Origin of the sequence: Methylomonas rosea, from assembly GCF_024505055.1 — a bacterium.
Lineage (GTDB): Bacteria > Pseudomonadota > Gammaproteobacteria > Methylococcales > Methylomonadaceae > Methylomonas > Methylomonas rosea.
In genome coordinates this window covers 1-3,902 of sequence record NZ_JANIBL010000118.1, presented here as the reverse complement: position 1 = coordinate 3,902, position 3,902 = coordinate 1, and the positions used below count along the sequence as shown (strand labels likewise).

Below are 3,902 nucleotides of genomic sequence, written 5' to 3'. Positions count from 1 at the left end.
GTGGCCTGGAGCGGCGCGGTGCTGGCGCACTGGGCAGCCGGCCTGCCCTTGTCGATGGAGTCGCTGGTGGGCATGATCGCCGCTAGCGGCGTGGTCGTGAACGACAGCTTGGTGCTGCTGGATTACATCCGCCAACACGGCGACGAAGATACCTCGGTGGAACACCTGATCAGCGCCGCCTGCATCGCGCGTTTTCGGCCGATTTTGCTGGCCTTTCTGACCAACTTTGCCGGATTTTTGCCGACGCTGCTGGAGACCAGCCAGCAAGCGCAATTCCTGATTCCGATGACCTTGTCGCTGTCGGCCGGCCTGTTGATCGGCATGGCCGCCAGCTTGATTTTGACGCCGGTCTGCTATGCGATTTTGGGGAATAGCCGGGCGCCGAACCGATAACGGTATTGGGCCGCTGCCCTCGTTGCTTGAGCTTATCCCTAAAACGCTGCTTGTGGCTCGATACGATCAAAAATCGTGAATAGCAGCTATCTTTAGAATTTCCTCTCCTGCCGTTTTGGAAATCGTATCGATTAGCGGCCTCGCTTTGCACGTTTGGCGGCGATGTTAGTGATGGCGCAGTTGAACCATGACAGGAAATATCCTTAATTTAATGGTGTTGCGACATGCGGCTGCGGTTTAAGAATCCCTTCTCGTTCGGTATGGTGAACGCCGCCGGCTTGGTCGGCGTGCTCGGTTTCGCGCTATTGATGGCGGTGAGTTTGTGGCAGGAACGCGAGCAGAGAATTGCTCATGCGCAAGTGGAAACCCAGAATATCTCGATGGTGCTGGAAGGCCATGCCCAGGCCACCGTCGACAAAATCGACCTGATCCTGACCGATGTGTTGGGGCGCTTGCATGCCGAGGATTTACGCGCCGCGCCCGCTCGCTATGCCGAAATCCGGGCCATGCTCAAGGAAAAAGCCGCTAATTTGCCGGAAACGGTCGCGGTGGAAATCGGCGGGGTAGCCGTCTTCGACGCTAACGGCGATAGCCTGTACGACTCGGTGGATGCCCAGCCGCCGATCAATATTGCCGAGAGCGATTACTTTCGCGCGCACCGCGAGGGCCGTAGCCGCGGCCTGGCGATTTCGGCGCCTATCCAAATACGGCCGTCCGGCGCCTGGGCAATCACGCTGAGCCGGCGCGCAAACTTTTCGGACGGTCGTTTCGCCGGTATCGTCACAGTGTTCGTGGAATTGTCCGAGCTCGAGAATTTTTACCGGACGCTGAATTTAGGCCGCTACGGCGCCGTGGCCTTGTGTGATGCCGAGATGCGTTTGTTGGCGGGTCATCCGAGCTTGCCTGCCAATCAAGGTCAGACCTTGGAAGCGCATCCGATTCGAGCGTTTCTAGCCAAGGGCAATGAACGCGGCGTTTATAACGATATCAGTCCGGCGGACGGCGTCAAGCGGCTCTACAGCTTTCGCCGGGTCGGCAAATACCCGCTTTACGTGTTGGCGGCGATCGCCGAGCAGGATTATCTGGAGGAATGGCGCAAGCACTTGTTTTGGTACGGCGGCGCCGGCCTGGTTATCGTGTTGCTGTCGCTGAAGTTGATGCAGGTCGCACGCTACGGCCTGCTGAAATGGCAGAGCAATGAGCACAAATACCGCTATATCGTCGAAAATGCACCGATAGGTGTGTTCCAGTGCGACCGCCAAGGCCAGCATCGTTTCACGAACTCGACGCTGGCGCGGCAATTCGATTGCGATTCGGTCGATGCGTTTTTGGCTACTTACAGCTCTCCGGAACGACGCTTCGCCGATCCGGCCAAATTGGCCGAGTTTAGCGATTTGTTGCGCAACCAGAAAGAAGTCCGCGAATTCGAAGCCCGAGCGCTGCTGGACGATGGCACCGTCAAATGGTTTTCGCTCTCGGCCAGGAAGGACGAGCGTAGCGGTCTGATCAACGGCTTCACGCTGGATATTACCGACCGCAAACAGACTGAGGAGAAGCTACGCATTTCCGAGGAGCGTCTGCGTTTGACGCTGGAAGTGGCGCAAATCGGCATCTTCGATTGGGACGTTGGACGCGATAGCTTCGTGGTTTCGCCGATTTACTACAGCATGCTCGGTTATCCGCCCAAGGACGGCCTGGGAGATCGGGAGGAATGGCTGGATCGGCTGCACCCCGCCGACCGGGAAATGGTCGCGGAGAAAATCGGCAGCGTGCTGGCCAAACGGGCCGACGCCTACAGTTACGAGGCCAGAATGCGCCACGCCGACGGCGACTACCGCTGGCTGAGCGTCAAGGCTTTCAATGTCGAATGCGGCGATGACGGTGCGGTGAGCCGGATCTTGGGTATCCGCATGGACATCACCGAGCGCAAGCGCTACGAAGAGGAATTGGAGTGCTACAAAAACGATCTGGAGCGCCTGGTCGACGAACGCACCGCCGAATTGCAGGAAGCCAGACAACAGGCGGATGCCGCTAACCAAGCGAAGTCGGATTTTTTAGCCAATATGAGCCACGAAATTCGCACGCCGATGAACGCCATACTCGGTTTGACTCGGCTGGCCCTGGATACCGATCTGGACGAACGGCAACAAGATTATTTGCGTAAGGTGTTGAACGCTTCGCAAGCCTTGTTGAGCATTCTGAACGATATTCTCGATTACTCGAAAATAGAGGCAGGGCGCATCGATATCGAAGCCGTCGATTTTTGCCTGGAGGACATCTTGCGCGCGACCGGGGATTTGTTCTCCTTCCGCGCCGAAGAAAAAGGCATCGAGTTGTTCGTCGATATGGCTTCGGACGTGCCGGAATGTCTGATCGGCGATCCGTTGCGGCTCAGCCAGGTCGTCGACAATCTGGTCGGCAACGCCATCAAGTTTACCGAGCAGGGCGAAGTGCATGTGCGGATCGAAAAACGCGACGCGACGGCCGATTCGGTGTGCTTGCGTTTCGCGGTGCGCGACACCGGCATCGGATTAACGCCGGAACAAAGTAGCCGATTATTTCAGCCTTTCGTGCAGGCCGATGCCGGCATCACTCGCAGATTCGGCGGCTCCGGACTGGGACTGACCATCTGTAAACGCTTGGTGGAAATGATGAACGGTCAAATCGCCTTGTCCAGCGAGCCGGGCCGCGGTAGTACTTTCGCGTTCACCGTCTGGTTGGGTCTGCCAGACTCCCAGCGCCGCGAACGTAAAATCGGCCGGGGTTTACAGGATTTACGGGCGATGCGCACGCTGGTCGTCGACGATCAGGATACTTCGCTGCTGATCTTACGTTCGATACTCGAGAGCTGGCGCTTTCCGGTGGCTACCGCCAATAACGGCGAGCTTGGTTTGCGGTTGTTCGAGGCCGCCGAACAGCGTGGCGAACCCTTCGAATTGCTGCTGCTGGATTGGAAAATGCCGGGGATGAGCGGATTGGACTTCGCCAGGGCTATCGCCGGCCTCAAGCCCGACAACCGGCCGCCGATTACCGTGATGGTGACCGCTTACGGCCGCGACGAACTGGCCGACGCGGCGCGGGAAGCCGAAATAGACGCGCTGATCGGCAAGCCGGTGACGCCGTCCGACCTGTTCGACGTGTTGATCGGATTGCAGCGCCACGAAACCCGCCGTACCCTGCCGGTGGCGGCGGTGTTCAAAACCGCCCACGCCTTGCTCGACGGTATTCGCGGTGCGCATATCCTGCTGGTCGAGGATAACGAATTGAATCAGCAAGTCGCCAGCGAGTTTTTGCAGAAGGGCGGATTGCGGGTGACAGTGGCCAATCACGGCCGGGAAGCCTTGGCTAAACTGGAAAACCAGCGCTTCGACGCGATCTTGATGGACCTGCATATGCCGGTGATGGACGGGCTGGAAGCCACGCGCCGGATTCGCGCGCTACCGGTCGGTAAGGATTTGCCGATCATTGCCATGACGGCGGCGGCGATGGCGCAGGATCGCGCGGCCAGC

General features: G+C 58.5%; 2 protein-coding genes. Both read left to right on the top strand.

Features of this window, described 5'->3' with window-relative positions; translation table 11 throughout:
- The coding region (locus NP589_RS21220; RefSeq protein ID WP_256608758.1) for an efflux RND transporter permease subunit at positions 1-393 on the top strand (393 nt) is incomplete at its 5' end.
- Positions 394-617: 224 nt separating this feature from the next.
- Positions 618-3,902: response regulator (locus tag NP589_RS21215; RefSeq protein ID WP_256608757.1), on the top strand; the 3,285-nt coding region annotated here is incomplete at its 3' end.